We start from the raw sequence: 3,997 nt of genomic DNA on the forward strand, positions 1-3,997 counted from the left end.
CGACGAGCATGGCGAGGATTTGCCGGAGGTCCGGAACTAGAGATGGGACGCGTCGCAATGAGGGCCGGTTGCGTCTTGGTTTGAAAATAAGGCGGACTGAGATTCGTTCGCTCGCGGCGCGCGCGCCTCCGATAGGTTTTATAGAAAGCAGGAGGGTCCGATGACGGAACTTTACGTGTTTCGGGGAACCGCCGGAAATGCGGAGATGGTTACGGATGACAAAAGCGGCAAGAAATTGCCGCCTCATTCGTTCGGAAATTGGGTTTTTGCGAGAACCATAGTTGTCACACCCGAGACGCGCCTTATAGGCGGCGTCGACTGCCGTCAGGTGCTCGCAAACGTTGCGAAGGATGGGTATCACCATTGGCCGGAACTGGAGTCTGACTCCCCCTCGCGACAGAACGGGTTAATGCTCCGCGGACCTAATGGTGAGAAGCGCCCCGCCGACGTCATCGGCAACGCAGTGCGCTCGGGGGACACCGCGGCGCTAGCCAAGACCATGACTCCGGACCGACATGCGGAGATTGTGCGGGCTTGCGGCTGATAGCTTCCGCGTAGCGGCTCTGTCTCTCGCCCTCGAGCGAGTAAATTCCGATTCTTGCCTTCGGCAGTCCATCTCGGCTCAATGGGGTTGGCCATGGCGCAGGAGGTGTTCATGAAGTGGACTCGAATCGAAATGAACTGGACGCGGCTCAAGGACAAAATCATCTTCCGGGGTTTTCGCTTGTCTCATGGCGACAGCCATCGGTCTGATCTGATCGGAGCCAAAATTTCGGGGGGCGGCCAAGGCGATCAGTCGCAACCGGCGGCCTTTCGCCCCGACGACCGGGGCAGGCGGAGTGAGTTTTCCCTGCATATCGGCTGCTGACCGGATGCAACCCGGCTGCGGCGACGCCTCTTTGGACCCTGCGCAACGCATGTTCGGGGTCCGTGACGGCGAGATTGGCCGCGCATGACCGCAGAGTTTGTCGGCTTCATCTCGCAGCCCCCGATCGCGTTGGCTCTTGCCGGCGTCTTTCTTGTCACAGGCTTTCTCGTGACGCGGCTCGCTTTTCGCGAAAACCCTGTAGCCCGCTTCCTCTGCCAACTCGCCTCTTTCGGCGGCTTCACCTTGATGCTGCTGGCTGCAGGGGTCTTGCCATCCGAGCCAACGCCAAGAGAGGGTCCTGTCTTTGCATTTTTCGTGACCAGCGTCTTCAAGATTGTCTGGTGGCTTGCGGCGTCCTGGCTGTTTGCCGGCTTCTGCCGTGCCGTTCTCGTCTTCAAACGACAGCCCCGTGAGACGCGCTTCCTGCAGGATCTCTTCGTCGGCGTCATTTATGTCGCCGCTGGCCTTGCCATCGTCGCCAACGTCTTCGATATGCCGGTCGGCGGCCTGCTGGCGGCCTCAGGCGTTATCGCCATTATTCTGGGCCTCGCCCTTCAAAACACCCTGGGCGACGTCTTCTCAGGCGTCGTCCTCAATCTCGCGAAACCCTATCATCCCGGCGACTGGATCATCCTCGACGGCGGCATACAAGGATCCGTGGTTGAGACGGACTGGCGCGCGACGCATATTCTCACGCCCGACAATGACCTCGCGATCATACCGAACAGCATCATAGCGAAGGCAAAGCTGATCAACGCGAGCCAGCCCATGAGGGCTCACGGTCTGACGATCATCGTCCGGCTCGAGCCGACCGTCACGCCCTCCGGCGGCCGCGTTGCGCTGCAATCAGCGTTACTGAGCTGCAATCGGATCTTGCGGACTCCTGCCCCAATCGTCGCCGTTCGAAGCCTCGACGCCGTCGCCATGGAATATGAGATTCAGTTTTTCGTTTCGAACATCGACCAGGGACCCGATGCGCAGACCGAACTCTTTGATCTCGTATTCCGGCACTGCAAATCGGCGGGCATCCGCCTGGCGCCGCCGTCGGGAGCCCCGCGACGCTTGCGCCGCGCGTCACGCGGCCAGAAGCTACAGATATGCCGCGGCGCCTGCTCGATCACCTTGCGATCTTCGCCCCGCTTTCGGAGGACGAGCGCGTCCATCTCGCGCCAAAGATGAAGCGGAGAACCCACAGGGCCGGCGATGTGCTCGTCAAGCAGGGCAGCGTCGCTCAAGCTCTCTTCATCCTGAGCTCCGGCGTCCTGGTCGCCATTCAGAGCAGCGGGACAGGAGAAGAGGAAGCGATGCGCTTTGCCCCTGGCGACAGCTTTGGAGAGGCCGGGCTGCTGGCCGGCGCCGCGACCATGTTCACCATCCGGGCGCTGACCAAGGCGACGGTCTACGAAATCGCCAAGATCGATCTCGCGCCGATCCTCGAGGATAGGCCCGCGATCGCCGCCGAGCTCGGCGAGATCCTCGCGCGGCGGGTGGCAGTCGGAAAAGCGCGGCTGGAAGAGTTTGCCGATCGAGACAAGCCCGGCGAGACTCTCGCTACGAGGCTTGGCCAGCGGGTAAAGGACCTCTTCGGCCTCGCGTGATCGCGAGCTGTTTTCACAAGGCCGACTCTGAGACGACATCTTTCAAAGCGGCGGATCCGACCATGCGCCCGACGTGATGGGGCATCGTCGGCATTTGCGCGTCGAGCGCTCTCGTCTGCTCACGCGCCCTGCGCGGCGACAGACCGGAAGCGCATGATCGAAAGGCCGAAGAAGAGGCCGCCGATTCCCGCCACCGCCAAAAATTCCGGCCACACCACGTCGAGCCCCGCGCCGCGATAGAGGATCGATTGCGCGAACGATACGAAATGCGTCGAGGGCGAAGCCTGCATTGCCGTCGTGAGCCACGGCGGCATACTCTTGACATGCGAAAGATAAGGGTCGGAATCTACTCAGACGGCAGCGGCGGCCTTGTCAGTTCCGTTGCGACGGTGCGCTTTCCGTCTCAAGGCCAAGGGTCATCGCCTTAATTCGGGTTGGGGTGAGTAGTTTCCGAGGCTATCAAACAGCCAGTTTCCGAAGCTCTTGAGCATGACGCATTGCGATCGCGAGCGGGTTCCGGACCGGGCGGCGCATGCAAAACGCCGTCCGCGGTGACCGGCGATATCAGCCGCAGCGATCATTGATCGAGGAGACAGACGATGAAGAGATCTTACGAGACCCGCGCGGCCCGGGCTCTTTTCGAACCCACTGAAGCCGGCGCGTTGAAACTCGCCAACCGCATCGTGATGGCGCCGCTCACGAGAAATCGCGCCGGTCCGGGTCTGGTCCCGGGTCCTCTTGCTGTTGAATATTACGCCCAGCGCGCCACGGCGGGCCTGATCATCGCCGAAGCCACCCAGATCTCGACCCAGGCGCAAGGCTACGCGGATACGCCGGGCTGCTATACGGACGATCAGGTCCGGAGCTGGAAAGCCGTCACCGACGCCGTGCACGCCAAAGGCGGGACCATCGTGGTTCAGCTTTGGCATACCGGCCGCCTCTCTCACGCAAGCTTCCAGAAGGACGGTCGCGCGCCCGTCGGGCCGTCCGCGATCCGGGCGAGAACCAAGACCTTCGTGGCCAACGAGGGCTTCGTCGACGCGTCAGCGCCACGGGCGCTCGAACTGGACGAGATCCCTGTTATTGTCGAGGACTTCCGCTACGCCTCGACCCGCGCCATCGAGGCCGGTTTCGATGGCGTGGAGCTGCATGGCGCGCACGGCTACCTGCTCGACGCCTTTCTGCGCGATGCGACCAACCATCGCACCGACGCCTATGGCGGCTCCATCGAGAATCGCGCGCGGCTGCTCTTCGAGGTCGCCAAGGCTTGCGCCCAAGCCATCGGCGCCGGCCGCCTCGGCGTCCGGATCTCCCCGGTCTCGACCGCCGGCGACTCTCGGGACAGCAATCCGCAGGCCCTTTTCAATCATGTCGTGAAGGGCCTCAATCCGTTCGGCCTGGCGTATGTGCACGTGGTGGAGGGCGAGACCGGCGGGCCCCGGTATACGATTCCGTTCGACTACTCCGCACTCCACGGCTGCTTCGACGGCGTCTGGATGGTCAACAACGGCTATGACCGGAAGTTGGCGAT

At 62.4% G+C, this 3,997-nt stretch carries 4 protein-coding genes and 1 pseudogene; 4 read left to right on the forward strand and 1 reads right to left on the reverse strand.

Translation table 11 applies throughout. The features are described from left to right. Positions 1–637 precede the first annotated feature (637 nt). The 3 genes from ACLP25_RS02580 to ACLP25_RS02590 all read left to right on the forward strand — a co-directional run bounded on the left by ACLP25_RS02580 (position 638) and on the right by ACLP25_RS02590 (position 2,466). Complete coding sequence (locus ACLP25_RS02580; protein ID WP_442467676.1) at positions 638–868, forward strand: hypothetical protein; 231 nt, start codon at positions 638–640, stop codon at positions 866–868. 84 nt (positions 869–952) lie between these two features. Next, the gene (locus ACLP25_RS02585; RefSeq protein ID WP_442467677.1) at positions 953–2,047 is read left to right on the forward strand and encodes a mechanosensitive ion channel family protein; all 1,095 of its coding nucleotides are present in this window, start codon (positions 953–955) and stop codon (positions 2,045–2,047) included. Beyond that, complete coding sequence (locus ACLP25_RS02590) at positions 2,044–2,466, forward strand: cyclic nucleotide-binding domain-containing protein (protein WP_442467678.1); 423 nt, start codon at positions 2,044–2,046, stop codon at positions 2,464–2,466. The genes ACLP25_RS02585 and ACLP25_RS02590 overlap by 4 nt, the downstream gene beginning before the upstream one ends. 119 nt (positions 2,467–2,585) lie before the next feature. Here ACLP25_RS02590 and ACLP25_RS02595 read toward each other — a convergent pair. Then, positions 2,586–2,789 (reverse strand): annotated as a pseudogene (locus ACLP25_RS02595) (ABC transporter permease); the annotation flags it as partial. Between the two features lie 276 nt (positions 2,790–3,065). Between ACLP25_RS02595 and ACLP25_RS02600 the strand changes: the two are divergent. Further along, positions 3,066–3,997: alkene reductase (locus tag ACLP25_RS02600; RefSeq protein WP_442467679.1), on the forward strand; the 932-nt coding region annotated here is incomplete at its 3' end.

It is taken from the genome of Roseiarcus sp., assembly GCF_052145395.1.
Lineage (GTDB): Bacteria > Pseudomonadota > Alphaproteobacteria > Rhizobiales > Beijerinckiaceae > Roseiarcus.